General features: G+C 70.1%; 21 protein-coding genes and 2 pseudogenes. 11 read left to right on the top strand and 12 right to left on the bottom strand.

Going from position 1 to position 23,961, the window contains the following annotated elements:
- The first annotated feature begins 26 nt into the window (after positions 1-26).
- Positions 27-788: a TerD family protein gene (locus tag ACWD10_RS31345; RefSeq protein ID WP_451097041.1), complete on the top strand. Its 762-nt coding sequence runs from the start codon at positions 27-29 to the stop codon at positions 786-788.
- 24 nt (positions 789-812) lie between these two features.
- Here ACWD10_RS31345 and ACWD10_RS31350 read toward each other — a convergent pair whose 3' ends face one another.
- Positions 813-1,649 (bottom strand): TerD family protein, encoded by an 837-nt coding sequence (locus ACWD10_RS31350; protein WP_451097042.1) that lies wholly within the window; start codon positions 1,647-1,649, stop codon positions 813-815.
- Positions 1,650-1,935: 286 nt separating this feature from the next.
- Here ACWD10_RS31350 and ACWD10_RS31355 point away from each other — a divergent pair, with 286 nt between their 5' ends.
- From ACWD10_RS31355 to ACWD10_RS31370, 4 genes are all read left to right on the top strand, one after another.
- Positions 1,936-3,102, top strand: coding sequence for an HpcH/HpaI aldolase/citrate lyase family protein (locus ACWD10_RS31355; protein ID WP_451097043.1), 1,167 nt, complete (start codon positions 1,936-1,938; stop codon positions 3,100-3,102).
- A gap of 12 nt (positions 3,103-3,114) precedes the next feature.
- A complete protein-coding gene (locus ACWD10_RS31360; protein WP_451097044.1) occupies positions 3,115-5,622 on the top strand; it encodes a phosphoribosyltransferase in 2,508 nt (835 codons plus the stop codon).
- A gap of 83 nt (positions 5,623-5,705) precedes the next feature.
- Positions 5,706-6,446 carry an HAD family hydrolase gene (locus tag ACWD10_RS31365; protein WP_451097078.1) on the top strand — a complete coding sequence of 247 codons (741 nt, stop codon included), beginning with the start codon at positions 5,706-5,708 and terminating at the stop codon, positions 6,444-6,446.
- A 36-nt stretch (positions 6,447-6,482) separates the two neighbouring features.
- Complete coding sequence (locus tag ACWD10_RS31370) at positions 6,483-7,157, top strand: O-methyltransferase (protein WP_451097045.1); 675 nt, start codon at positions 6,483-6,485, stop codon at positions 7,155-7,157.
- A 35-nt stretch (positions 7,158-7,192) separates the two neighbouring features.
- Here the strand turns inward: ACWD10_RS31370 and ACWD10_RS31375 are convergent, their stop codons facing one another.
- The 7 genes from ACWD10_RS31375 to ACWD10_RS31405 all read right to left on the bottom strand — a co-directional run bounded on the left by ACWD10_RS31375 (position 7,193) and on the right by ACWD10_RS31405 (position 14,167).
- Entirely contained in the window at positions 7,193-7,417 is a 225-nt protein-coding gene (locus tag ACWD10_RS31375; protein ID WP_451097046.1) for an FmdB family zinc ribbon protein, read from the bottom strand.
- Between the two features lie 32 nt (positions 7,418-7,449).
- Complete coding sequence (locus tag ACWD10_RS31380) at positions 7,450-8,436, bottom strand: sugar kinase (protein WP_451097047.1); 987 nt, start codon at positions 8,434-8,436, stop codon at positions 7,450-7,452.
- Complete coding sequence (locus tag ACWD10_RS31385) at positions 8,433-9,062, bottom strand: bifunctional 4-hydroxy-2-oxoglutarate aldolase/2-dehydro-3-deoxy-phosphogluconate aldolase (protein WP_451097048.1); 630 nt, start codon at positions 9,060-9,062, stop codon at positions 8,433-8,435. The genes ACWD10_RS31380 and ACWD10_RS31385 overlap by 4 nt, the downstream gene beginning before the upstream one ends.
- A 136-nt stretch (positions 9,063-9,198) precedes the next feature.
- On the bottom strand, positions 9,199-10,344 hold the full coding sequence (gene dgoD, locus ACWD10_RS31390; RefSeq protein ID WP_451097079.1) for a galactonate dehydratase: 1,146 nt from the start codon (positions 10,342-10,344) through the stop codon (positions 9,199-9,201).
- A 117-nt stretch (positions 10,345-10,461) separates the two neighbouring features.
- Positions 10,462-11,022 carry a DUF4383 domain-containing protein gene (locus ACWD10_RS31395; protein ID WP_451097049.1) on the bottom strand — a complete coding sequence of 187 codons (561 nt, stop codon included), beginning with the start codon at positions 11,020-11,022 and terminating at the stop codon, positions 10,462-10,464.
- Positions 11,023-11,250: 228 nt separating this feature from the next.
- On the bottom strand, positions 11,251-12,642 hold the full coding sequence (locus ACWD10_RS31400; protein ID WP_451097050.1) for a hypothetical protein: 1,392 nt from the start codon (positions 12,640-12,642) through the stop codon (positions 11,251-11,253).
- Between the two features lie 199 nt (positions 12,643-12,841).
- Complete coding sequence (locus ACWD10_RS31405; RefSeq protein WP_451097051.1) at positions 12,842-14,167, bottom strand: erythromycin esterase family protein; 1,326 nt, start codon at positions 14,165-14,167, stop codon at positions 12,842-12,844.
- A gap of 178 nt (positions 14,168-14,345) precedes the next feature.
- Here ACWD10_RS31405 and ACWD10_RS31410 point away from each other — a divergent pair, with 178 nt between their 5' ends.
- The 3 genes from ACWD10_RS31410 to ACWD10_RS31420 all read left to right on the top strand — a co-directional run bounded on the left by ACWD10_RS31410 (position 14,346) and on the right by ACWD10_RS31420 (position 17,050).
- On the top strand, positions 14,346-15,125 hold the full coding sequence (locus ACWD10_RS31410; RefSeq protein WP_451097052.1) for a TioE family transcriptional regulator: 780 nt from the start codon (positions 14,346-14,348) through the stop codon (positions 15,123-15,125).
- Positions 15,126-15,175: 50 nt separating this feature from the next.
- The gene (locus ACWD10_RS31415; protein WP_451097053.1) at positions 15,176-15,382 is read left to right on the top strand and encodes a hypothetical protein; all 207 of its coding nucleotides are present in this window, start codon (positions 15,176-15,178) and stop codon (positions 15,380-15,382) included.
- Between the two features lie 351 nt (positions 15,383-15,733).
- Positions 15,734-17,050: a phytase gene (locus tag ACWD10_RS31420; protein WP_451097054.1), complete on the top strand. Its 1,317-nt coding sequence runs from the start codon at positions 15,734-15,736 to the stop codon at positions 17,048-17,050.
- 314 nt (positions 17,051-17,364) lie between these two features.
- On the opposite strand, the gene ACWD10_RS31425 is transcribed toward ACWD10_RS31420, so the two are convergent.
- Positions 17,365-17,901, bottom strand: coding sequence for a hypothetical protein (locus ACWD10_RS31425; RefSeq protein WP_451097055.1), 537 nt, complete (start codon positions 17,899-17,901; stop codon positions 17,365-17,367).
- Positions 17,902-18,946: 1,045 nt separating this feature from the next.
- Between ACWD10_RS31425 and ACWD10_RS31430 the strand changes: the two genes are divergently transcribed.
- On the top strand, positions 18,947-19,186 hold the full coding sequence (locus tag ACWD10_RS31430; RefSeq protein ID WP_451097056.1) for a chaplin: 240 nt from the start codon (positions 18,947-18,949) through the stop codon (positions 19,184-19,186).
- A gap of 147 nt (positions 19,187-19,333) precedes the next feature.
- Here ACWD10_RS31430 and hemC read toward each other — a convergent pair whose 3' ends face one another.
- From hemC to ACWD10_RS31445, 3 genes and pseudogenes are all read right to left on the bottom strand, one after another.
- On the bottom strand, positions 19,334-20,317 hold the full coding sequence (gene hemC, locus ACWD10_RS31435) for a hydroxymethylbilane synthase (RefSeq protein ID WP_451097057.1): 984 nt from the start codon (positions 20,315-20,317) through the stop codon (positions 19,334-19,336).
- Positions 20,314-20,646, bottom strand: a pseudogene (locus tag ACWD10_RS31440) (NUDIX domain-containing protein); the annotation flags it as partial. The pseudogene ACWD10_RS31440 and the gene hemC, both read right to left, overlap by 4 nt.
- A gap of 497 nt (positions 20,647-21,143) precedes the next feature.
- Positions 21,144-22,046 (bottom strand): LysR family transcriptional regulator, encoded by a 903-nt coding sequence (locus tag ACWD10_RS31445; protein WP_451097058.1) that lies wholly within the window; start codon positions 22,044-22,046, stop codon positions 21,144-21,146.
- A gap of 188 nt (positions 22,047-22,234) precedes the next feature.
- Between ACWD10_RS31445 and ACWD10_RS31450 the strand changes: the two genes are divergently transcribed.
- Both ACWD10_RS31450 and ACWD10_RS31455 read left to right on the top strand, forming a co-directional pair.
- Positions 22,235-22,540 (top strand): DUF1330 domain-containing protein, encoded by a 306-nt coding sequence (locus ACWD10_RS31450; RefSeq protein WP_243382301.1) that lies wholly within the window; start codon positions 22,235-22,237, stop codon positions 22,538-22,540.
- A 502-nt stretch (positions 22,541-23,042) separates the two neighbouring features.
- Positions 23,043-23,781, top strand: a pseudogene (locus tag ACWD10_RS31455) (dienelactone hydrolase family protein).
- The last annotated feature ends 180 nt before the right edge of the window (positions 23,782-23,961 follow it).

Below are 23,961 nucleotides of genomic sequence, written 5' to 3' on the forward strand. Positions count from 1 at the left end.
GTGTTCTGACGAGAGTGGGGGGCGGGATGTCCTTCTGGGGCAGGCTGTTCGAGGGCACGCTGCTCGGGGGCGGGCGGGCCGCGCAGTTCGACTCGGGGAGCGCGGCGAGCAACGCGATCGAGCTGACCAAGCGGCACCCTTCGGTGTCGCTCACCAAGCAAGGGGCGGTGACCGGGAATCTGCGCGTCAACCTCTCCTGGCGGATGCGGACCTCCGACATCGAGGGCCGCTCCAAGCCGGGCGGCGGCCTGCTGCGCAACCCCTTCAAGATGCTCCAGCCCGATGTGGTGCAGGCGCACACCCAGGGCGTGGTCAACGTCGACCTGGACCTGGGCTGCCTGTATGAGCTGACGGACGGGGCGAAGGGGGTCGTCCAGCCGCTCGGCAGCTTCTTCGGTGACCTCAACGCACCGCCGTATGTGAAGCTCAGCGGCGACGACCGGTTCGGCTCGGGCTCCGGCGAGACGATCTACATCAACCTGGACCAGCGCGAGTCCATCAAACGGCTCCTGGTCTTCGTCTACATCTACGACCAGACCCCGGCCTTCGACCGCACGCACGCCAAGGTGACGCTCTATCCGAGCAGCGGCCCGAGGATCGAGATCGACCTGGACGAACGGGCGCCACAGGCCCGCTCGTGCGCGGTGATCTCCATCGAGAACATCAAGGGCGAACTCACGGTCCGCCGCGAGGTGAAGTTCGTCTACGGCTTCCAGGCAGAGCTGGACCGGTTGTACGGGTGGGGGCTCCAGTGGGGCAGGGGGTACAAGACGAACGTCGGCCGGTGACCGAACGATTGAGCCCGTGCGGGGTCAGCGCCCGATGAACTGAGGCCCCTGCGGCGGCAGTCGAAAGTTCGGATCGGGCGAGGGCGCGGGCGCCGGAGACACCGGCTGCGGATACCCGTACGCGGGCTGTGCCGCCGGAGGCTGCTGCGGATAGCCGTACGCGGGCGGAGCCGACGGCGGAGGCGGAGCGACCAAAGGCTGATGCGGCACGGTCTCCGCCGTGGAACTGGCGGGCGGCACGGCGGAGGACACGGCGGAGGGCGCGCCCACGTCCTCCGCGGGCTGCTCGTCGGCCCCGTCCTCGCCCGCGCCCTCCTCCACGGAGATCCCGAAGTCCGTGGCAAGCCCCACGAGCCCGTTGACGTACCCCTCACCCAGGGCCCGGAACTTCCAGGTGTCCCCGCGCCGGTACAGCTCGCCACAGATGAGCGCGGTCTCCGCGCCCGTCTCCGGCTTCACGTCGAAGTACGCGTACGGATCGCCGTCCGGCGCGGCCGCGTCGTACAGCGAGATGCGGAGGGCGGGTACGCGCTCGAACGGCACCTCGTCCGCCGAGGCGACGATCAGGATCCGGTGCACCGCACGGTCCATGCCCGCGAGATCCGTCTGGACGCTGTCGGTCAGGCCGTCCGCGAGCTGCTTCTTGCCGAGCCGCCAGACCGTTCCCGAGGGGTGCCGGGGCTGGTTGTAGAAGACGAAGTCCGCGTCCGAGCGGACCCGGCCCTCGGCGGAGAGCAGCAGTGCCGACGCGTCGATGTCCGGGGTCCCCGAGCCGGCCGGCCCCGGGGTCCAGTGCAGTACGGCCCGTACGGCCGTCGCTTCCAGCGGGACGTTCGACCCCTTCAGCATCGCGTGCGTCATGCGGCTCATCCTGCCTTCCCGGCCGCTTACCGGACAACGCGGGTCCGGCGCGCAAGCGTGGACCGGGTGCGGAGCGAGCGAGGAGCGGGAGTGGAGGTCATCGCCGGGTTACCTGGATTTCATGGGCACAGGGAACTCTTGACAGGGTTCCGCGCGTACTATTACCGGCCACGTCCAGTCGGTCTCCGGTAGGTCTCAAGCCAGAGGTCTCGAGAGGTCCCAAGAGGCCCCAAGATGCCTCGAAACCGGTCGCCTTGTTGTCTTAGTTGTTGTTCGGGGGAGTTTCATGCGTCATTTCGGGCACCTAGCGCCTGAGATACGGAACCGCTTGTTCCACACCGAGCCTGTGGAGTTCACCCCCGACTCCGAGACCGACCTGCTCTCGGTCGCCCTCGGAGCGACCCTCTACAGCCCGGCGACCCGGCCCCGGCTCGCCGAGGACATCGTGAAGCAGGCCGGGCGCGGCGTGGTGTCCATGGTGGTCTGCCTGGAGGACTCCATCGACGACGCGGACGTGGGCGGCGCCGAGGCCAACCTCGTCGCCCAGTTCACCGCCCTCGCCGAGCGGGCCGCCCCCGCCGACCTGCCGCTGCTCTTCGTCCGCGTGCGCCGCCCCGAGCAGATCCCCGACCTGGTGCGCCGCCTCGGCCCCGCCGCCGCGCTGCTCTCCGGCTTCGTCCTGCCGAAGTTCACCGAGGAGCGGGGCGTGGCGTTCCTGGAGGCGGTCACCACCGCCGAGTCCGCGAGCGGGCGGCGGCTCTTCGCCATGCCGGTCCTGGAGTCCCCCGAGCTGCTCCACCTGGAGACCCGGGCCGAGACCCTCGCCGGTATCGCCCGCACCGTCGACAAGTACCGCGACCGGGTGCTCGCGCTCCGCCTCGGCGTCACCGACTTCTGCTCCGCGTACGGGCTGCGCCGCGGGCCCGCGATGACGGCGTACGACGTACAGATCGTGGCCTCCGTGATCGCGGACGTGGTCAATCTGCTCGGCCGCGCCGACGGCACCGGCTTCACCGTGACCGGTCCGGTGTGGGAGTACTTCCGCGTCCACGAGCGGATGTTCAAGCCGCAGCTGCGGTCCAGCCCCTTCCTCGGCCGGGCCGAGGAGCTGCGCACCGCGCTGATCGAGCACGACATGGACGGGCTGCTCCGCGAGATCGAGCTGGACCGGGCCAACGGCCTGCTCGGCAAGACCTGCATCCACCCCTCGCACGTCCTGCCCGTGCACGCCCTGTCGGTGGTCAGCCTCGAGGAGTACTGCGACGCCCGGGACATTCTGCGGCCCGAGCGGGACGGCGGCGGAGTGCTGCGGTCCGCGTACACGAACAAGATGAACGAGGTGAAGCCGCACCGCGCCTGGGCCGAGCGCACCCTGCAGCGGGCCCGTGTCTTCGGCGTGGCCAACGAGGACGCGGGCTTCGTGGAGCTGCTCACCGCCGGTCTGTCCGGCTGAACGTAAGGAACTGTGAACGACGTGGTGTGGTCCGGGAATTGGGTCCGTGAACGCCTTGGGGTCGAGCTCACCGGCGACGACAAGCTGAGCGAACTGCTCGGGCTCGCGCTGCGGCGCAACCCCAAGCGAGCACATCTGCTCGTGTCGAACGTCCTCGGCAAGCATGTGCCGCAGCTCCCCTCGACCGTGTACGCGAGCGGGCACGACCTCGGACGGCGGGTGTACGAACTGCTGGGTTCGGACAACGACGCTGACGCCGCACGCGCCGTCGTCCTCGGCTACGCGGAGACCGCCACGGGCCTCGGCCACTCGGTCGCGGACGGCCTCGGCGCGGCGCCGTATCTGCACTCCACGCGCCGGAAGGTCCCGGGCGTCGCTCAGGCGGGCGGCTTCGAGGAGTCCCACTCGCACGCGACCTCGCATCTGCTGCTGCCCGAGGACCCGGAACTGCTCGCCGGGGACGGCCCGTTGGTCCTGGTCGACGACGAGTTCTCCACCGGCAACACGGTCCTCAACACCATCCGCGCCCTGCACGAGCGCTTTCCGCGCGAGCACTACGTCATCGTCGCCCTGGTCGATATGCGCTCCGCCGAGGACCGTGCCCGTATCGAGGAGTTCGCCCGCGAGATCGGCGCCCGCGTCGACCTCGTGGCGACCGCGCGCGGCACGGTCCGGCTGCCGGAGGGCGTTCTGGAGAGCGGACAGGCGCTGGTCGAGGAGTATGAGGAGTACGCGACGCAGGGCGCCCCGGTGCCCGCGCCGCGCCGGGAAAGCGGCGGCTCAGACTCCGTCACGCGGATCGACCTCGGCTGGCCCGCAGGTCTGCCGGACGGCGGGCGGCACGGCTTCACGCCCCAGCACCGGAGGCTGCTCGACGCGGCCCTGCCCGCGATGGGGGACCGCCTTGCGGCCGCCCTGCCCGAAGCGGCCCGGCGCGGCGGCCGGGTGCTCGTGCTCGGCTGCGAAGAGCTGATGTACGCGCCGCTGCGGCTCGCCGTCGCCCTGGAGAAGCGGGTGCCCGGGGCCGAGGTGCGGTACTCGACGACGACCCGTTCACCGGTCCTCGCCGTGGACGACCCCGGCTACGCCATCCGCAGTCGGCTTTCCTTCCCCGCGCACGACGACCCGTCCGACGGACCCGGTCCGCGCTATGCGTACAACGTGGCGGGCGGCGGCTTCGACACCGTCGTGGCGGTCGTCGACTCGGCCGCCGACACCCCCGAACTGCACGCCCCCGACGGGCTGCTGGCCCGTCTGGCGGAACAGTGCGGGCACGTCCTGCTCGTCGTCGTGCCTTCGTACGTCCCCTCGTACGTCCCCGAACCACAGGAAGAGCGCACCATGCTCCCCGAGCCCCTCCGCGGCCCCGCCTTCTCCTCGTACGCACCGGACGAGGTCGGCTGGCTGCTTCAGGACCTCTCGGACGTACGCCTCGAAGCGCCCACCGAGGAGCGCGAGGAGGCCGTGCAGAGCGGCGGCGCGCACTACGCGGAGTCGCTGCCGGTCGAGTACCAGCCGAGCGAGCAGTACCAGGCCCTGTTCCACGCCGCGCTCGACGCCTCCGCCGCGCGGATCGCGCAGGCCGTCGGCACGGTCACCGAGACCGTGCTCGCCGAGCGTTCACCGCGGCCGGTGCTCGTCTCCCTGGCCCGCGCGGGCACCCCGGTCGGCGTCCTGATGCGGCGCTGGGCGCAGTACCGGCACGGTCTTGAGCTGCCGCACTACGCCGTGTCGATCGTGCGTGGCCGTGGCATCGACGCGAACGCGCTGCGCTGGCTCGCCGCCCACCACGACCCGACCGATGTGGTCTTCGTCGACGGCTGGACCGGCAAGGGCGCCATCACCCGCGAACTCGCCCAGGCGATCCGGGAATTCGAGGACCAGCAGGCCGCCGGTAGGGCGAAGGGCTTCGACCCGGAGATCGCGGTGCTCGCGGACCCCGGCTCCTGTGTGCGCACCTACGGCACCCGCGAGGACTTCCTGATCCCGTCCGCCTGCCTCAACTCCACGGTCTCCGGCCTGATATCGCGTACGGTGCTCCGCGCCGACCTGGTCGGACCGGACGACTTCCACGGCGCGAAGTTCTACCGCGAGCTCGCCGACGGCGACCTGTCCGGGCACTTCCTCGACACGGTCGCGGACCGCTTCGACGAGGTGACGGATGCGGTGGACAGGCAGGTCAAGGAGGTCCTCGCGGCCGGGCCCGAGGGCCGGGAGCCGAGCTGGGAGGGCTGGGCCGCGGTCGAGCGGATCAGCGAGGAGTACGGCATCCACAATGTGAACCTGGTCAAGCCGGGCGTCGGCGAGACCACCCGGGTGCTGCTCCGCCGGGTCCCCTGGAAGATCCTCGCCCGCCGCGGCGCCGGGGCCGACCTCGATCACGTACGGCTGCTCGCGGAGCAGCGCGGCGTCCCGGTCGAGGAGGTCGCGGAACTGCCGTACAGCTGCGTGGGGTTGATCCACCCGCAGTACACGCGCGGCGCGACGGGCGCGGACGGCAAGGCGGTGGCGGCCAAGTGACCACCTCGCGCGCACCTCGCGTCCTGGTCGCCAGCGACCTGGACCGAACCCTCATCTACTCGGCGGCCGCGCTCCAGCTGCCGATGCCCGACGCGGAGGCGCCCCGGCTGCTCTGCGTCGAGGTGTACGAGGGCAAGCCGCTGTCGTATCTGACGGAGACGGCGGCGGGGCTGCTCACGGAACTCGCGGGCGCGGCCGTGTTCGTGCCGACGACGACCCGCACCCGGGAACAGTACGGTCGCATCCATCTCCCGGGCCCCGCCTCCCGGTTCGCGATCTGTGCCAACGGCGGCCATCTCCTGGTCGACGGGGAGTCGGACCGCGACTGGCAGCGGCAGGTGGCCGCCCGCCTGGCCGCCGAGTGCGCCCCGCTCGACGAGGTGCGCGCGCATCTGCTGCGTACGGCCGACGCGTCCTGGCTGCTCAAGGAGCGGGTGGCGGAGGATCTGTTCGCGTATCTGGTGGTGGAGCGGACGCTGCTGCCCGACGGCTGGGTGAAGGAGCTCGGCGAGTGGGCGGAGGGCCGTGGCTGGACGGTGTCGTTGCAGGGCCGGAAGATCTACGCCGTGCCGAAGCCGCTGACCAAGAGCGCGGCCATGCGCGAGGTCGCCCGCCGCACCGACGCCCCGCTGACCCTCGCCGCCGGTGACTCGCTCCTCGACGCCGACCTGCTCCTCGCGGCGGACCGCGCCTGGCGCCCGGACCACGGCGAGCTGGCCGACACGGGCTTTGCGACGCCCGGCCTGACGGTGACGGCGGGCCGGGGGGTGCTCGCGGGGGAGGAAATCCTGCGCGGATTCCTGGCCACGGCGGCGGCCGAATAACGCCACGGTCACGGGGCGGGGTGGCACAGTGACGGCATGGACAAGGGAAAGACGCCGCTGACGGAAGAGCTGTACGCGTACATGCTCGGGCACAACCCGCCGCTCGACCCGGTGCAGCGGATGCTCGTCGAGATCACGCACACCGAGTTCCCGCAGTTCGCCCGCATGCAGGTGGCCCCGGAGCAGGGGCCGCTGCTCGCCTTTCTGGTACGGCTGACCGGGGCCCGGCACATCGTGGAGGTCGGCACCTTCACGGGGCTCTCCACGCTCTCCATGGCGGAGGCACTCTCCGCCGACGGCACGCTGCTGACCTGCGACATCTCGGAGGAGTGGACGGCGCGGGCGCGGGAGGCGTGGGCGGAGGCGGGGGTCGCCGAACGCATCGACCTCCGCATCGCCCCGGCCCTGGAAACGCTCGCCGCGCTGCCGAAGACGCCCCACATCGACATGGCGTTCGTCGACGCCGACAAGGAGAACTACCTCGGCTACTGGGAGGAATTGGTCCCCCGCATGCGCCCGGGCGGCCTGCTCGTCGTGGACAACGTCTTCATGGGCGGCGGTGTGACGGACCCGGAGGCGGGTGGCGCGGCGGGCGCGATGCGCGACTTCAACGACCGGGTCCAGGAGGACGACCGCGTGGACAGCGTGATGCTGCCGGTGGCGGACGGGCTGACGCTGGCGCGGCGCGTTTCAAGCCCCTCAGGGGCTTGAATCCGGGGCGGGGCGGGACCGGGGAAAGAAGACGATCACCCGCAGCATCCGCCCCCGCAGCACCCCCCACCACCAGCACCGGCCGCCGGGGCAGGACCACCGGAGGCGGAGGCGGACCCGCCCACCGCCACGGTCGACAGCAACTTCACCGTGTCCTCGTGCCCGTCAGGGCACACCGCGGGCGCACCGGACTCGGACATCGGCCGACTGACCTCGAACGTCTCGCCGCAGCTGCGGCAGCGGAACTCATAACGGGGCATGGCCCCAGGGTAACCGCGCCCCCGCCACCGGCTCAGCGGACCACCGTCCCCGAATCCGCACCCAGAAGGCCCAACTCCGCCCGAGTCGGCGCCCCCTCCCAATCCCCCCGCGAAGCCACCGCGAACGCCCCCGTGGTGACCGCACGATCAAGGCGCCCGGCCGCCTCCTCCCCGTCGAGTAGCGCGGACAGGTACCCGGCCACGAACGCGTCCCCGGCCCCGACCGCGTCCACCGCCCGCACCTGCCGGGCCGGGGTCCGCAGTGAGCCCTCCGCCGTGTGCACCTCGGCCCCGTCCGCGCCGAGCTTCACGACGACCTCGCCGACGCCGGCCGCGAGCAGCACCCCCGCCTGCTCCGCCGAAGCGGAAGGGGCCGCGCCCGGCCCGTCGTACGGCAGGCAGAGCGGCAGCTCGTCATCGGAGGCGATGAGGACATCGACGTACGGTGTCCAGTCCCGCAGCACCGTCGACGCGTCCTCGTAACTCCACAGCCGCGAGCGGAAGTTGACGTCCAGGCAGACGAGCGTCGCGTGCTCACGGGCCAGCCGCAGCGCGCGCCGGGCGGCGCACAGCGCGGCCGGGCCGAGCGCCGGGGTGATCCCGGTCAGGTGAAGGATCCGCGGCGGCGCGGCCGTGAACGCCTCCTCGACCGCGCGGGCGCGGAGCCGCGAACCGGCGGACCCGGCACGGTAGTAGTGCACCCGCGTCACCTCGGGCAGCCGCGGCTCGAAGAGCACAAGCCCGGTCGGCGCCTCGCCCTCCCGACAGGCCCCCGACACGTCCACGCCCTCGGCGCGCAGGGTACGGAGCACCAGCTCCCCGGCCTCGTCGTCCCCGACCGCCCCGGCCCAGCGGACCGCATGGCCGAGCCGCGCGAGCCCGATCGCCACATTCGACTCGGCGCCCGCGACGGACACGTCCATCGAGCCGCCAAGGCGCAGCGGCCCACTGCCGCGCAGCGCCACCATCGTCTCGCCGAAGGTGAGGACCTCGGTCCCGCCCGTAGCGTCCCCGCTCACCCGCACACCGCCTTGAACTCCTTGGCCCGGGCCCGCAACCCCGCCAGATCCCCGCCGTCCGCCGCGTCCCCGACCAGCGGCGAGCCCACGCCGACCGCGACCGCGCCGAGTTCGAGATACGCGGCGGCCTCCGTCACGCCCACACCGCCGACCGGCACGAACGGCAGGTCGGGGAAGGGCGCGCGCAGCGCCTTGAGATAGCCGGGCCCGCCGACGGCGCCCGCCGGGAAGAGCTTCAGCGCGGCCGAGCCGAGGTCCACGGCGGCCGCGGCCTCGCACACCTCGGTCGGGGTCAGAACCCCCGCGAGCACCGGAAGCCCCTGCCGCACCGCGGCGCGGAAGCCGGGGCCGAGACCCGGCGTGACGACGAGGTTGGCCCCGGCCGCGGCGGCGCGCTGGGCGTCCTCCGCCGTGACCACGGTGCCGGCGCCGAGCCAGGCGGAGTCGCCGAGTTCCGCGCGGGCGCGCTCGATCACGGTCAGGGCGTCCACGCTGCTCAGGGACACCTCGACCAGCGGGATGCCGGATTCGACCAGGGCCATCACGCTGCGGAAGGCCGCCTCCTGGTCGTGGCCGCGGACGATGGCGACCAGTCGCTCGGTGCGCAGGGCGGTACTGAAGTCCATGTTCGTGCCGTTCCCTCTCATCGCAGTACTCAGCAGTCCAGCAGCTCCACAGCTCCACAGCTCCAGCGGCTCCAGCGGCTTCATTGCAGTACGCAGCAGCTCGTCGCAGTACTCAAGGCAGTTCTGGTCTCCGTGTTCACCACTCCGCGAACGAGCAGTCCTCGTACCGCCAGACCGGGTTGCGCCAGGCGTGCCCCGTCCGGTCGGCCGCGCGTACCGCCTGCTCGTCCACCTCGATGCCGAGGCCGGGCCGCTGGGACCGGATCAGCTCGCCGGAGTGGAAGCGGAACGGCTCGGGATCGACGACGTAGTCGAGGAGCTCGGCGCCCTGGTTGTAGTGGATGCCGATGGACTGCTCCTGGATCAGGAAGTTCGGCGTGGTGAACGCCACTTGGAGGCTCGCGGCGAGCGCGACCGGGCCGAGCGGGCAGTGCGGGGCGACCTGGGCCCCGTACACCTCGGCGAGCGAGGCGATCCGGCGCAGCTCCGAGATGCCGCCCGCGTGCGAGATGTCCGGCTGCACAATCGCCACCCCGGCCTGTAGCGGAGCGAGGAACTCCCGCCGGGAGTACAGCCGTTCACCGAGTGCGATCGGGATGGTGGAGGCGTTCACCAGGTCCGGCACGGCGTGCATGTAGTCGGAGAGCACCGGCTCCTCGACGAACATCGGGGCGTACTCGGCGAGCTGCGGAAGGAGTCGGCGGGCGTTGGCGGGGGAGACCCGGCCGTGGAAGTCGAGCCCGAAGTCCCGCTCGTCACCGAGGACTTCACGGGCGGTCTCGGCGCGGCGCAGACAGTCGCGGATCTCGGCGCGGGTGGCGAGCGGGGTCATCCGGCCGGAGCCGTTCATCTTGACGGCGGTGAATCCGGCCTCGATCTGCTCGGTCACCGCGTCGCGGATCTCGCTCGGCTCGTCCCCGCCCACCCAGGCGTACGCCCGGATCTTCGACCGGACCGGGCCGCCGAGCAGCTGGTGCACCGGCTGCTCGTACGCCTTGCCCTTGATGTCCCACAGCGCCTGGTCGAGCCCGGCGATCGCGGAGGACAGGACCGGTCCGCCGCGGTAGAAGCCGCCCTTGGTCATCACCTGCCAGTGGTCCTCGATCCGCAGCGGGTCCTGCCCGAGCAGATACTCCGCGAGCACCTCGACCGCGGCCCGCACCGGCTCGGCCCGCCCCTCGACCACGGGCTCACCCCAGCCGACGAGGCCCTCGTCGGTCTCCACGCGCACGAACATCCAGCGCGGCGGGGCGAGGAAGGTCTCGATGCGGGTGATCTTCATCATGAGGGCCGGTCCTTCCGGGGGTGCGGGGCTGCTGGGGGCTTTTCGGGGTGCAGCCTGAACGACGGTTCCGCTGGAGTCGGCGGAACCGTCGTTCAGAGGGTGCGGGTCAGTGTTTCAGGCGGTCCGCCCCCGCCGTTCCCGCCGTTCGCGGGCCCGCTGCTCCCGCGCCGCCTGCTCGGGGTGGCGGGCCTTCCAGTACGGGTTGTCGTGCGGTAGGGCGCTGCCCACCCTGCCGTACATCCCGAACCACATCAGCATCACGCCCACAACAAAGCTGAACAGCACGTTCTGGATGCGGAAGGCGAGGAAGTTGAGGCCCGTCTCGAGCAGCGCGAGATTCACGAAGCCGCTGAGGATGAAGGCGAGGCCCAGGACCATGTTGAGCGTGGACGCGAAGTTCCCGCCGATCACCATGCCGACGAAGAGCAGCAGGCCGACACAGATCGACAGGACGCTGAGCGCGCCGTTGGTGTTGAGCCCGGCGACGGTGTCCCCGCGGGTGTCGAAGAACCCGATCTGGTCGATCAGGCCGAGGATGCCGAAGGCCAGGAGTACGAGTCCGGTCAGCCCGGCACCGACCCGGTAGACCTGGCTCAGGTGGTGGTCGACGGGCAGGTGCTCGTCGAGCCTGATGTGCCGCCGCTTGGTTACGGTGTGGAGCACTGGCGTGGCCATGTCCGCCTCCCTCAACGCTCGCGGAGGGGGTACGCGGGGTGCGTACCGGCTGACGCGGGCGCACTGGCTGACGCGGGCGTACTGACTGCGTTCTTCCAGGATCGGCCCAGGAGGGTCCTTCTGTCACCTGGTGGCCGTGACCAGCGGAAACGAGGCCAGGCCCCGACGCGAGTGTGAAGACAGGACCTAGAAGACAGGGCCTAGGGGAGACGCCCCCTAGGCCCCGGCTCAGCCCCCGGCCCCTCGCTCCGCCCGAATTTCCGCCACGACCCGCTGCGCGGTCTCCCGTACCGCCGCCGTCTCGGTGAGGAAGTGCCAGTAGTCGGGGTGCCGCCCCTCCAGCGTGGCGACGGCCCGGTCCAGGCGGGCCACGGCGTCGTCGAGCGGGCGGGCGTGCCGCGGGTCGGGGGTGTGCCGCCCGGCCATGGCGAGCCGCTGGGCGTCCCGGATCGCGAACCGGGTCCGCTCCACCTCCTGGCTCGGGTCCTTGGCCACGGCGTTCAGCCGCTGCAGCCGGTCACTGGCCGCGGAGACCGCCTCGTCCGTGGTGTTCAGGAGCGCCCGTACGGTGCCGAGGAGCGCCGTGGTGTCCGCCCAGCGCTGCTCCGCGCGCGCCGTACGGGCCTCGGCGAGCTTCTCCTCGGCCTGCCGTACCGCGTCCGCGGCCTGCTCGGGCACCCGTTGCAGGTCCTGCCAGCAGGCCACCGTGAACCGGCGGCGCAGCTCGCTGAGGACCGGCTCGACCTGCGCGGCTCGCGTGGTCAGGGCCTGTGCGCGGGTGCGCAGCGAGACCAGGCGCCGGTCGGTCTCGGCGGCCCGCTCCGGCAGCCGCTCGGCCTCGGCGCGTACGGCTTCGGCGTCCCTGAGGACCCGGTCGGCGCGGTGCAGCGTTTCTTGTACGCCGTGCCGTCCCGCCCCTTCGTTGAGCCGGGTCAGCTCGGGGCCGAGGGCGGCGAACCGGGCCGCGAGCTCGTCGGCCCGCAGCCCGGAGGCGCGTACCGCGTCCAGGGCGCCGCTCGCGGCCCGCAGGGCCTGGCGGGCCCGCTCCACGGCCGGGGCGAGCCGGGCGAGCTGGGTCTCGGCCTTGTCGAGCAGCGGCCCGAGGGACTGGGCGAACCGGTCGAGGTCCTGCTTGACCCGGGTCAACTCGTCCCGGGCCCGGGTCAGCTCGGCCTTGGCGCGGGCGGCCGTGGCGGCGTCCAGGTCCTCGCGGTCGAGATCCTGGGCGTCGACCGCGGTGATGTACCGGTGGCTGACCTCGTCGATGCGCTGCCCGAGCGCCTCGAAGTCGGCGGCGGCCCGGCGGGCGGGCGGCGCGCTGTCCACGGCGGTGATGGTCTCGATCGAGATCCGCAGATCGCGCTGGGCGGTGTCGAGTTCGTAGAACGCGGCGGCCGCCTCGTCCTTCGCGGCCTGCGCGTCGGCCCGTTGCCCCTCACCGCGCCCGAACCAGCGCCGGGTGCCGCCCCCGGCGAAGGCCGCGGGCAGCACGGCGGCGAGCAACGGCAGCGGGAGCAGTACCAGACCGAGAACGTCGCGAACGCTGAGAACATCGCGCAGTGGGCGGTCCGTCTGCCGCGGCAGTGGGCGGTCCGTCTGCCGCGATGGTGTCGCCGTCACATCCACTCCCGCACTGTCATCCGCCATCCGCCGTCGGCCATCCGCCCTGGACCCCGAGCCATTCTCCCACCCGTGCAGGACGAACCTCCCACCCGTGAAGGACGAACACACGGGCCGAAAAGTTCGCGGCGGCCTCGCCGGGGCTGGTCAGGGCTGGTCGGTGCTGGTCGGTGCTGGTGTCAGGGCTGGTTGGGGTTGGTCAGGGAACTGACGGACTGTCGGTCATGGTCGTACCGGTGCTGATGTGCAGGACGGCGTCGGCCCCGTCGAGGGTCGCCTCATCGAGAGGGAAGTAGCCCTGCTCCGGGGTGGTGTCGGCGCGCGTGCGGGCGGGCGCGCCCGGGTCGGCCGCCGCTGCGGCGGCGGGCGTGGTCAGACCCCAGGTGGCGATACGTCGCTGGAGGAGGCCCTCGAACGTACCCGGCGCGGCCTCGCGCAGCCCGATGGCTTCACTACGCCCCAGGCTCCCGGCGACGAAGACGTACCGCCCGTCGCACCGCCCGTCGTACCGCCCGTCGCACCACTGGCCGTACTGCTCGCCGTACCGCTCGACGCATTGCTCGTCCTCGTCCCACAGGGACCCCACGATGGCGCCGGCACCGAACCAGTTGAGGTCCATCTCCCGCATCCGCATGGTGCTCGGATTCCGCTGGAGGTGGAGGTTGTTGGCGAACACCAGGGTCGGGCCCCGTCGGGCCTCGATGCCCCGGATGGCGAGGAGGTTCTGGGCCATGAGTGCGTCCCGGGTGGCAAGCAGACGGGATATCCGTGCGCTCTCCTCGAGGCGAGGCTGTGCGGACTGCCTGTGATAGCGCAGCAGGCCAAGACCGGTGGTGAGGTGGGTCTCGGCCTTGTGCCACTCGGCGCGCGACGTCGCCGCGATCAGCTCCGGGGCGCGCGCGTAGAGCGCGGTGAGCATGTCGTCGGCGAGTGCGCGCAGCTTCTCGGCCTCGGCCGTGGCGCCGATGGACATGGCCGGGTCCAGGATCGCCTCGGTGCGGCTCCACTGTTCGTCCTCACCGACGAGGTCGACGCGGTCGACGAGGTCGACGCGATCGAAGTTGGGGTCGAAGGCGAGGTCGAGGTCGAGGTCGAGTCCGAGGTCGAGCTCGGCTTCCAGATAGTCGCGGGCGTATGCGAGATAGCGCCGCGGGCTGGGCGCGCTCATGTTCTCCATCGCACCGTCGAAGCCGTGAAAGGCGAGCCGCTCTTCGGCGGGGCGGCCCTCGTTATAGGCGCGCATCCAGGCAACCAAGTCTCTGTTGCCCTCCAGCTTCCCGAAGCCGTGGGAGAAGCCTTGGCTCATCGCCGCGTCGAGGGACCCCACTCCCTCCTGGACGAAGGCGTTCACGCCGAGCGCGGCCACGCGATCGGTCTCCAGGGCGATCGACCGGAAGCCGAGGTCGGCCAGCTGAACGAACAGCTCGTTGCGAACTCGCGCAAAGGCCGGTTCCTGGTGCGTGGGCTCGCCGAGCGCCAACAGCTCACATGACGGGGGCACGAAGTCTCGAATGTCCTGAGTCATGTGCCATAATCGTACCTCTGAAATTCCGGTTGAGACTTACTCAGCGAGTCCCCAGCCATTGGCGACCAAGCCCCGCCAAAAGTCTCAAACCGAGAAGCGAGAACCTGAGGACCTGAGGAAGGCCCTGAGGCCCTGGGGACCGAGAACCTGAGGACCGATAACCCATACCTGCTACCCGGTGATCCCCTTGCGGCCAACTGACCTCGCACGCGAGCACGGCCTCTCGACCCAGGCGGTCCGCAACTACGAGCGGGACGGCTTCCTGCCACCCGCCGAGCGCACCCCGACCGGCTACCGCATCTACACCGAGCTGCACGCGGCAGCACTCCGCGCCTTCCTCGCGCTCATCCCGGCGTACGGCCATGCGGGAGCAGGCCAGGTGATGAACGCACTCCACCAGGACAGACTCGACGATGCTCTGACGGCCATCGACCGTGGCCACAGTCAGTTGCTCCGCGACCGGGACACCCTCGCCGCGGTGAGGCAAGCGATCGAGCACCTGACGGCAGACGCCGACGCCGCACCGGACCACTCAGCAGACTCCGACGCCGCACCGGACCACTCGACGGACCCCGCCTCCCGAACCATCGGTGAACTCGCCCACCAGCTCGGCGTCACCCCGGCAACTCTGCGCAAATGGGAGGACGTCGGCATCCTCGCCCCGGCCCGAGACCCCCTCACCGGATACCGCGTCTTCAGGGCAAGCGACATCCGCGACGCCGAACTGGCCCACCTCCTCAGACGCGGTGGCTACCCCCTGGACCACATCTCCACCGTGCTCCAGCAGATCCGAACAGCGGGCGGCACCGAAACCCTCTCCAACGCCCTGGCCGACTGGCAGCAAAGGCTGACCGAACGAGGTCTCGCCATGCTCAACGCGGCGACCGAGCTGAACCGCTATCTGACTCGGCGGAACCGCTGTCCGGGCTGGACTTTGACGGACGGGACCAGCGGGTAAAGGGACTACAGCGGGCACGTCGGCCGCGGTCGGCGAAGGGAGGGCACGGGGTGGAAGCCGTTGACGTGATCTGGGTCGTCCTTCTGGCCGCCGGGGCGGCGTACGAGCTCTACGCCCTATGGAACAAGACTCCGGGCGACACACTCAGCGAGCGCGTCCGAGCCTGGTTCCGGGTGCACACTCGCCCCGGCCGAGCGCTGTTCGCCCTCGCCTGGGTGGGATTCGCGACCTGGTTCCTGGTGCACATCTTGGCGTGATGCGACTCCCGCCCGGGGCAGGGGAGTTGAGCCGGGAAACGGTCTTGTCGTCGACGAGACGCTGCATGTGACGAGACGCTGCATGTCCGGCGCTGCATGTCCCGCGTGCCGAGGGCGTGCCGAGGGCGTGCCAAGGGCATGTCGACGGCATGCCGGACATGCGCGCCAACGGCCATCCCCGCGCCATGTACGGGCCACCCGGGCGCCGCCCACTCCCCGCTCGTAGTCGTGAGCATGCCATGTCAGTCCAATCCAAGTGGTGGGAGTAGGCCCGGACTTACCGTCGGCTCCGGAGCGAGGACCGACCGTTCGTCGTTCAACTCTCCTTGCAGAAAGAGACTGTTCGTGCACATGCCCAGAAGCGGACGCCCTTGTCTCGTCGCTGCGGCTGCGGCTGCGGCTGCGGCTGCGGCGGTGGCGTTGGTCGCCGGGATTCCGGCAGTACCCACGGCCGGAGCCGATGACAGCGGCGCGCCGCCCACGGTCGCCCCCCGCGCCGAGACCGCCGCGATGTTCGACGACGACGAGGGCGGCAACGCCGACGACCCGGCGATCTGGCGCAACGCCGACCACCCGGACGCCAGCCTCGTCGTCGCCACCGCCAAGGAAGGCGGCCTGCGGGTCTACGACCTCGACGCCCAACAGGTGCAGTCGATCCCCGCGCCCGAGGCGCCAGGCCCCGACGACGCACCGGGCCGCTTCAACAACGTCGACCTCGTGCACGGCATGAACCTGGGCTCCGGCCCCGCCGACCTCGCCGTCACCAGCGACCGCGGCAGCGACAAGCTGCGCATCTACCGCATCGACGGCGACAAGCCCGACGCCCCGCTCACCGACGTCACCGACGCCTCGGCACCGTGGATCTTCTCCGGCTCGCAAGGCGAGGTCAACGAGAAGAGCACCGCGTACGGCCTGGCCACCTACACCGACGCGTCGACCGGCACGTCCTACGCACTGGTCAGCCAGGCCGCGACCACCAGCGTCGCGCTCCTCGAGCTGACGGCGACCCAGGACGGCAAGGTCTCCTACAAGCAGGTCCGCACCGTGGATCTGCCGGACACCTTCACGATGCCCGACGGCACCTCCTGGTCCCCGTGCGGCGAGCCCGGCGAGGGGCCGCAGGTCGAGGGCATGGTGGTCGACCCGGCCACGGGCACCCTCTTCGCCGGCCAGGAGGACGTCGGTATCTGGCGCCTGCCGGCCGACCTGAGCGGCAAGCCGGTGCTCCAGGACAAGGTCCGTGAGTACGGCATCCCGGCCACGTACGACGAAGCCTCCGACGAGTGCGTGGCGGGCGAGGACCCCGGCTTCGGGGGCAAACACGTATCGGCCGACGTCGAGGGCCTGACGCTGCTGAAGCAGGACGGAGGGGACGGCTACCTGCTCGCCTCGAGCCAAGGCGACAACACCTTCGTCGCCTACGACCGTGAGAAGTCCGACGGCTACGAGCACGAGGGCGGCTTCCAGGTGACCGCCGCGTCCGAGGAACTGGACGGCTCCGAGGAGTCCGACGGCGCGGACGCACTCGCCAAGCCCCTGGGCACCAAGTACCCGAACGGCCTGCTGGTCGTCCAGGACGGCCACATGGCACCGGAGGACGGCGACAGGCAAGCCACGGGCTTCAAGTTCATCGACCTCGGCGACGTCCTGGACGCTCTGGAGGACTGACGGCCGGTCCGAGTCCGTTCATGCCACGACTACGACGAACAGCTACGACGAACAGCGCGCCCGTCTTGGGAGCCGGGCGCGCTGTTCGTACCCGGTGGGCGCGGACGGTTTCGAACCGCTGGCATCCGCCTTGCAAGAAAGGTTCTTTAGGGTGGTGACCAGCCACAACGCCCCAAGATCTGGGCCGTTTAGGAGAGATTTGGGAGATCGTCAGTCTTCCTAAGGTTTCGGCAGGGTGGACGGGAGTCACCGCGGCAGCGATGCGTCCCTGACGGGCGCGGTTCAGAAGGGCCCGGTTTCTGCGTGGGTGCTGGTCACTCGATGACCGGGACGTAGTTACTGGCCTCCATGTCCAGTCGGCGTCGTTCGGCTGGCCGGAGCCCGTTGACGTTGTCCCAGTGGCTCAAGGTCATTTCGTCCTCTTCCCACTCGATGTAGTTTGCGGCACTCAGGATCACGGCGAAGAAGCGCCACGAATCGCGGGGACGCCAGCCGCTCGCTGACTCGATCGACGCAGCGGTCGCCTCGCGTTGCGTTTCGTCCACGTCGATCACGTGGCCGCGGAGCTTGACCTCGGGCTCGGGGCTGGCGGGATTGGTCACCGGAGTTTGCAGGACCAGACGGGCGTCGCGATCAAGATCACGGGCTTTGTGTGATCCTGCGATCATGACGAGCATCAGCTGGTGCCGCACGAAATGAATCTCAACTGGGCTGATTCGGGGTGTTCCGTCCCGCCGGATCGTCCCGACCAGGACGAAACCGTAGCGTTCAGCGGCGGCACGAGCATGCCGGGCAAGGTCCGGTGCCGCCTTCGCGAAGCTAGCCCAGTCCTTTCCGGCATCGGGGTTCATGAGTGCCTGCTCAATGCTTCGTGCGGGCCGTGCGGGCCGTGCGGCGCTCGTCCTGGATTGCCTGGAAACGGCAGGACTCGGTTCCAGCCCGAGACCGATGGATCCAACCAGCGATCACGACGGATCCGCTCGAACCTCCAGTCACGCGACCTGTACACCCACGGGCTCCTGACACGACCGTGACGAAAACGCCCACAGCGTGACCGGCCAATCGGCCCACACATCGCATTACGCCACCAGCGGCATGTCACAGGCCGTCAGACAAGGTGGCTCCCACTCGCATCGCGCACGGTGACGAAGGAACTCTCGGAGCTCAGGGAGCCGCTCCCCGGCCTCGTGCTTCAGCTCGAAAGTCAGCGCCTGCCCAGCGCCGAACACTGCACGCGGAAGCCGTCCCGGCTCCAATGGCGAGGTAGGCCCAAGGCTGATGCGTCGATTTCCGAGGATCGGTGTGCCAGTTGCTGGGACCTCGTTTCCGAATTGGAGCACGAGGTCATATACACGAAGTCATATATCGGCGCATCGCTGCCGTTCTCAGAAGGCCAAGTCTGCGCTCCCCGTAGCCCTCCTCGACGTGGACCAAGCGGGCCTGCCTCTCTCGCCGTTCGAGCGTAGCCTGGCGCAGTTCCTCGCGCTCCAGCGCAGGTTCATCGACTGCTCGGCAATGAACTGCCGCTGTTCCCTGATCTGTTTCTGTTGGCTCTATCTGTTTCTGTTGGCTCTTCAAGGTCTCCCGCGCGTAGTACGCCGCGGCGGCGGCGAACGCGCCTGCGTCACCCCGGTCGATCCCTCCCCTGCGCGTCAGCGTAGACGTGGAACGGCCCCCGGGCGGGGCGGCTGTGCGCCTGTTTGTGTCTTGCCGGCATGGAGTGGCTAGAGCCCGTCCGAATGGGTCACGATCGGTTGACCGGTGGCGTTCCAGTGGCGAGGCCGCCCGCCCTGTTAACACCGATGGTGTGAGTTTGCTTCACCGTTCGCGTGACGGGCGTTGCTCCGATCATCGGATGACGTTAGCGCTGGTGACCCCTACTTAACAGGAGGAATCTTGCGCGCACGTACCGTCATTGCCTCGATCAGCTTGGTTGCTGCCACCGTGCTCGCCAGCGCCGGGACCGCTGCTGCCCACGGCGCAGATGCCTATGGCGAGGCAGTCGAGTCGCCTGGCGTCGGCTCCGGGGACCTTCCGCAGGTGCCGGTCCATGTGCCAGTCAACGCCGTAGGAAACACCGTCAATGCGGTCGGAGTCCTGAACCCGACCATGGGCAACGACGGCTTCAACGGCTGACTTGCCAGATGGGGCCGCGTCCAGTCCCACCACCTTCGGACGGGGCGGGGCGATTCGCGTAGGTGCGGAGTGGTGGAGGTGATGCCTCACCACTCCGCACCTGTCTCGGCCTGGACGGTTCACCGAAGACACGATCCATCGGACACGTCAGTGCGGGATGCCCTCGATGATGTCGCGGGCACCTTGGCGGAGTAGTTCGGCGCAGACGCGTGAGCCGAGTACGGCGGGGTCGTTGATGGACTCGCCCCAGAAGTGGGCGTGTACGAACTTGGAGCCGTCGCGAGAGAACACCATGCCGCGCAGGCTGAGTTGGCCGTCGGGTTCGGTGACGCAGTACCCGGCGATGGGGCTGTTGCAGTGTCCGCGCAGGCCGTGCAGCATCACGCGCTCGGCCGTGATCTCGGTCATGGTGGGGTCGTCGTTGAGGCGCGCGAGGAGTCCGGCTACGGCGCCGTCGTCGCGGCGGCATTCGAGGCCGAGCGCTCCGGAGCCGACGGCCGGAAGCATCTCGGCGACGGTGAAGACCTGTCGGGCGCGGCGGGCGATGCCGAGGCGTTCGAGGCCGGACGTGGCCAGGATCATCGCGTCGAGTTTGTGGTCCATCGGTTTGGTGCCGTCGAGTTTCTCGACGCGGGTTCCGACGGCGCCGCGGACGCGTACGACGTTGAGGTCGGGGCGGACGCGGTTGATCTGTGCTTTGCGGCGTACGGCGGACGTGGCGACGGTGGCGCCCGGCGGCAGGTCGGCGAGGGTCTGCCGGTCGGAGCCCTCGGGGAAGAGGAGTACGTCGCGTACGTCGTCGCGGGGGAGGTAGGCGGCGAAGACCAGGCCCTCGGGCAGGGCGACGTCACCGGGGACGTCCTTGATGCAGTGCACGGCCATGTCGACGTCGCCGCGCTGCAGCATCTGGTCGATCTGCTTGACGAACAGGCCCTTCCCGCCGAGTTTGGCGAGGTCGCCCTGCCAGAGGTCGGCCTGCCAGAGGTCGGCCTCGGTGGTGACGGGCACGATCTCGATGTCGAGGTCGGGCTCGTGTTTACGGAGCAGCAGGGAGACTTGGTCGACCTGTGCGAGCGCCATGGGTGAGCTGCGCGTGCCGATGCGCAGCTTGCGGTTCGGGAAGTCGCTCATGGGCGGGGCTTCCTCTCGGTTCGTGTCTCGCGGTAGAAGGCTGATCCGGGGAGCTGGAGCGGGCCTCGCAGGCGTGCCGCGAGCGCGGGGCGGAGGGGCTGCAGGGCGCTGTCCAGGGCCTGCCAACCCCAGTCGTCGATCTCGTCGGACTGCAGCACGATGCCTGTTGTGTCCGCGGGCGTCAGTACGGGGCCCACGAAGACCAGGGCGAGGCGGTCCCGTCGCTCCGGCCGAGTGGCCTGCAGCCACTCGATCGCGAGGAGGGCGTGTTCGTTGAGGTCGAGGTCAAGGCCGAGCTCTTCGCGGACTTCTCGGCGCGCGGCGTCGAGGGGCGACTCGCCCTGTTCGACGCTGCCTCCGGGTAAAGCGAGCGGGTTCGCTGATTTCTGGCCGCTGAGTCGCGGGAACCTGCGCGTAGGTTGGCGAAAAGGCGCTCTGGGTGGACGAGTTTACGGTCACCCGCCTGTCATGGCCCTGTGCTCGTATACGGCCTCGGGGAGCAATGGAACAGTGGTTGGCGTTAAGCATTGACCGACGTCATGGACGCCGTTGACGGCGGGCGTTCCCGCCGGTTACCCGTGCTTGTCCGGTTCGGCGTCGGCGAAGGCGCGGTATCCGCCGAGATCTCGGGCTGGGCGAGGACGTCGCCGCGGTGTACGACTCGGACCGGACCCGGGGCCATCATCGGATGCTGATCCGCCGGCGTAGCGAGGTCGTGTCGGACATTCAGCAAGACCACCGTCGTCGTCATCACCGCGAAGTCCGCCGGGCGCAGGGTCTTCGGCCTCGCCACCGCAGGCGTCCGTCTCGCTTGACCTCTTGCGCGTCAGTCCGGCAGCCAGTGCAGCTCGTGCGCCAGGGTTTTGGCGACGGCACGGATGCGGCGGTGTAGTGGCGACTGCTCGCGTGGGAGGACCAGGTGGATCGTCAGGCTGGGCGCGCCTCGCAGTGGTCGCCAGGTGAGACCGGCCGGTTGTGCCGTGGCCGCGGCTTCTCCGGCCGGGGCGAGGGTGACCCCGTCGCGCAGGTCGCGCTGAGACATGTCGAAAGAGACTGCGGGCGTGTGGAACCGGGGGTGTGGTCGGGTGTCTCGGAACAGTGCGGACAGCTGATCGTGGATCACGGGGTTGGCCGCACGGTCCGGGAGTCGCAGCGGATACGCGGCCGCGTCGGCGATCTCGATCTCCGGGTGTTCGGCCAGCGGATGGTGCTGCGCCAGCTGGACCCCGATGCGCGCACGCCGCAGCAGGAACCGGCGCACGCCACGGCCCGGCTGTTCACCGCGGGTGATCCCGGCATCGATGCGGCCGTCGGCGACCGCGGGGGAGATCTCCGGTGTCGCCATCGGGACCGCGCCGACCTCGAGTCCGCTGTTGCCGCGAATCAGCCTGTCCACCAGGGCTGTTGCCGTCTCGGCCCCGGTGCTGAGGCTGTATCCGATGCGCAGCGTGCCCAGTTCACCGGCCGCCGCGCTCCGGGCGGTGTCCCACGCCCGGTCCAGCGCCGCCAGCGCGTGCGGCGCGGACTCCGCCAAAGCCGCACCGGCCGTGGTCAATACGACGCTACGCGTGTTGCGGACCAGCAGGGCCGTACCGAGTTCCGCCTCCAATCGGCGCATCCGGGCGCTGAGTGCGGGCTGTGCGATACCGATCCGTGCGGCCGCGCGGGTGAAGTTCAACTCCTGCGCCAGCACCAGGAAGTACCGCAGGCTCACCGTATCCGGAGCCACGTGCCCTCCCTGCCGATTGATAACGATCCGTTCTGAGTCTATCCCGTACCGGTCTTTCCCTCGACCGCACATCAAGCCCTAACCTGCGCATATGACGATTCAACTGACCGCAGTACCCGTCGCCGGGATCGATCGGTCTGAGTGTCAATTCGAAGTCGGACGTGTCCGGCCCAACACAGGAGGTTTCCATGGCTAAGGGCTACTGGGTCAGTGTCTACCCCGCCATTTCCGACCCTGAGAGGCTGACTGCCTACGACAAGCTGGCCGGTCCGGCTGTCCAGGCTGGGGGCGGGCGCACCCTGTCCCGGATCCCGTCCCGTGGCGGTCGAGTCGTCGCCCACGAGGCCGGAATCACGCAACGCGTCGTTCTGATCGAGTTCGACAGCTTTGAACAGGCCGTCGCGGCATACGAGAGCGAGGCATACCAGAAGGCGCTGGTGGCCCTCCCCGACGGCGTCGAGCGCGACTTCCGCATCATCGACGGCATCGACTGACCGGCGGGCCCAGCCATCGCTGAGCATCCGTCACCTGATACGCACACGGTGCTGAACGACGACTCACGAGATGAGTTCGAAGCCATGCCCCGCGTCCCAGTTCGTCGTCGACGTCCTCGACGGCCTGATCCCTGTCGGGCGGGCCGCGAAGCGGAGTTCGGGGCAGCCGACACATCATTGCCCGACAGCCGACTTGCCTAATGAACGCCGGGGAAAGCAGGCGGGTTCGCGAATTTCTGGCCGCTCAGTCGCAGGAACCTGCGCGTTGGTGGACGGCAGGGCGCTCTGCACGGACGAGTTCAGGGACACCCGCCTGTCATGCGGGTGTGACCGAGATACTCACCAAAGGGGCAACGGGATGATTCCGACAGCGCTGCCGTGGGGACGGGGTTTGTGACGGTTCTTGTGAGCCCTCGCCGTATTTCAGAGGGATACCCGCGCTGTTCTGCCAGCGGCAGAACACCGGCCGGACCGGGCTCGACGATCACTACAGTCCAGTCTCATGACGACGATTACGACGCGTCCGGTCGAGTATCCGGCCGACGGTTTGACGATGATCGGGCACCTCGCGCTCCCGGCCGGTGTCGACCGCCGGCCCGCGGTGCTGCTCGGACCAGAGGGCATGGGGCTCAGCGACGTCGAGCGCCGCAGGGCCGATGCTCTCGCCGAGCTGGGTTACGTAGCGCTGGCCTTCGACCTTCACGGCGGGCGCTACTTGGGTGACCCCGAGGAGATGCTGGCCCGTTGCCTGCCGCTGCTCGCTGATCCCGACCGGATGCGGGGTATCGGCCATGCGGCGCTCGACGTGTTGCGCGCCGAACCGAGGACCGATCCCGACCGGATAGCCGCCGTCGGCTACGGCACCGGGGGCGCCGTCGGGCTGGAACTCGGGCGCGATGGCGTCAGCCTGCGCGCGATCGGGACAGTCAACGCACTGACCACGGGCCGACCGGGCGAGGCGGCGCGCATTCGCTGCCCGGTGTGGGCCGGGGGTCGGGTCGGAAGACCCGATCATGCCGCCCGCGCAACGGAACGCGTTCACCGATGAGATGCAGGCCGCGGGCATCGACTGGCGCCTCACGGTCTACGGCGGCGCCTTGCACGCCTTCCACCACCCGCCGGTCGACCACCCCATGGTCCCCGGCGTCGGCTACCACCCACAGCACGCGCAGCGAGCCTGGCGCGACGTCGTCGACCTGCTCGCCGAGTGCCTGCCCGCGACGGAGGACTTGGGGGCATGACCCAGGCAAACATGCTGGCGCCAGGCCTGGTCGGCATCGGGCACTGACAGTCCCCTCCCCTCAAGACCGCACAGCAGAACAGCATTCGGGTAGATGCTCGATCGCGGAGACGTATGGACAACTGCCGCAGTAAATACCGGATTTACCGCGACGGGGGACCTGCCGCGATCACTCCGACCT

This window comes from Streptomyces sp. NPDC002851 (assembly GCF_053591935.1).

Bases quoted from the DNA above. Each gene is read 5' to 3' on its own strand.
- ACWD10_RS31420 (WP_451097054.1), top strand. From the start codon at position 15,734: ATGCCCAGAAGCGGACGCCCTTGTCTCGTCGCTGCGGCTGCGGCTGCG.
- hemC (WP_451097057.1), bottom strand. From the start codon at position 20,317: ATGAGCGACTTCCCGAACCGCAAGCTGCGCATCGGCACGCGCAGCTCA.
- ACWD10_RS31350 (WP_451097042.1), bottom strand. From the start codon at position 1,649: ATGACGCACGCGATGCTGAAGGGGTCGAACGTCCCGCTGGAAGCGACG.
- ACWD10_RS31370 (WP_451097045.1), top strand. From the start codon at position 6,483: ATGGACAAGGGAAAGACGCCGCTGACGGAAGAGCTGTACGCGTACATG.
- ACWD10_RS31365 (WP_451097078.1), top strand. From the start codon at position 5,706: ATGCCCGACGCGGAGGCGCCCCGGCTGCTCTGCGTCGAGGTGTACGAG.
- ACWD10_RS31450 (WP_243382301.1), top strand. From the start codon at position 22,235: ATGGCTAAGGGCTACTGGGTCAGTGTCTACCCCGCCATTTCCGACCCT.
- ACWD10_RS31395 (WP_451097049.1), bottom strand. From the start codon at position 11,022: ATGGCCACGCCAGTGCTCCACACCGTAACCAAGCGGCGGCACATCAGG.
- ACWD10_RS31375 (WP_451097046.1), bottom strand. From the start codon at position 7,417: ATGCCCCGTTATGAGTTCCGCTGCCGCAGCTGCGGCGAGACGTTCGAG.
- dgoD (WP_451097079.1), bottom strand. From the start codon at position 10,344: ATGAAGATCACCCGCATCGAGACCTTCCTCGCCCCGCCGCGCTGGATG.
- ACWD10_RS31425 (WP_451097055.1), bottom strand. From the start codon at position 17,901: ATGAACCCCGATGCCGGAAAGGACTGGGCTAGCTTCGCGAAGGCGGCA.
- ACWD10_RS31385 (WP_451097048.1), bottom strand. From the start codon at position 9,062: ATGGACTTCAGTACCGCCCTGCGCACCGAGCGACTGGTCGCCATCGTC.
- ACWD10_RS31345 (WP_451097041.1), top strand. From the start codon at position 27: ATGTCCTTCTGGGGCAGGCTGTTCGAGGGCACGCTGCTCGGGGGCGGG.
- ACWD10_RS31355 (WP_451097043.1), top strand. From the start codon at position 1,936: ATGCGTCATTTCGGGCACCTAGCGCCTGAGATACGGAACCGCTTGTTC.
- ACWD10_RS31405 (WP_451097051.1), bottom strand. From the start codon at position 14,167: ATGACTCAGGACATTCGAGACTTCGTGCCCCCGTCATGTGAGCTGTTG.